Raw genomic sequence first — 1,097 nt, 5'->3', positions numbered from 1 at the left:
TCGCCTCACTTTTCGATTTGGCTATTTTGCAGGATGTCGATCCTGTCGCTGGCTTCGCGGACGATGCGATGGATCAGGTCTTTGCAGGTGGGAATGTCGTGGATCAGGCCCATTGACTGCCCGCCCCAGATGACGCCACCATCGCGGTCGCCCGACACCAGGGCCTCGCGGCCGCGGGTGCCCGCCGCCAGTTCGGCCACATCGGCAAATGTCGCCCCCGGTTTTTCCAGTCGGGTGACAATTTCGTCAGAGATCGCATTACGCACGACACGGGCGGTGTTTTTCAGGGGGCGGAAAATCAGGTTGGTGTCGCGTTCATCACTATCGACATAGAGTTGCTTGATATTCGGATGCGACGGGGCCTCCTGCGTTGCGCAAAGCCGTGTGCCCAGATTGATGGCATCCGCCCCCAGCGCCAGGGCGGCCGCAAGCCCGCGCCCGTCGGCAAAACCGCCCGAGGCAATGATCGGAATGCGCACCTTGTCGGCCGTGGCCGGGATCAGAACAAGGCCGCCGATATCCGCCTCGCCGGGATGGCCCGCACACTCGAACCCGTCAATCGAGATGACATCCACACCCAGCCGTTCGGCCGACTGGGCATGGCGCACCGACGCGCATTTGTGAATGACCTTCACTCCGGCCGCCTTGAAATCGTCGATATGATCGGTCGGCGCGCGTCCGGCCGTCTCGACAACGCCAACGCCGCTTTCAATGATGACACGGCGATAGTCCGCATAGGGCACGGGGGTCATGGTTGGCATCAGGGTCAGATTGACCCCGAAGGGCTGATCGGTCATGGAACGGCACTTTTCGATCTCCCGGGCCAGGGCCTCGGGGGAACCGGCTGTCAGGGCTGTCAACATGCCAAGCCCGCCGGCATTGGAAACCGCTGCGGCCAGCTCGGCCCTTCCATAAAAGGTCAGGCCGCCCATGATGACGGGATGGCGGATTCCAAGCAGGCGCGTGATTCGGGTATTAAACTGCATCTGGGCTATTCCTCCTTCGCAAGCTTCTGCGATCTTGCATAATCCGGACATCCGGTCAATATATTGATAGTAAGGTCTGCAAAGGATGTCTGCAAGCCCCAAAGACCTGAC

The 1,097-nt window shown here is 60.8% G+C and carries 1 protein-coding gene; it reads right to left on the bottom strand.

Annotation, left to right across the window (positions count from 1 at the left end; translation table 11 throughout):
* Nucleotides 1–5 precede the first annotated feature (5 nt).
* The gene (locus TH25_RS24605) at nucleotides 6–986 is read right to left on the bottom strand and encodes an NAD(P)H-dependent flavin oxidoreductase (protein WP_114090867.1); all 981 of its coding nucleotides are present in this window, start codon (nucleotides 984–986) and stop codon (nucleotides 6–8) included.
* Nucleotides 987–1,097 lie beyond the last annotated feature (111 nt).

The sequence above is a fragment of the Thalassospira profundimaris genome (genome assembly GCF_003326755.1).
Taxonomy (GTDB): Bacteria; Pseudomonadota; Alphaproteobacteria; order Rhodospirillales; family Thalassospiraceae; genus Thalassospira; species Thalassospira profundimaris_B.
This window is presented reverse-complemented; position numbering and strand designations above follow the sequence as displayed.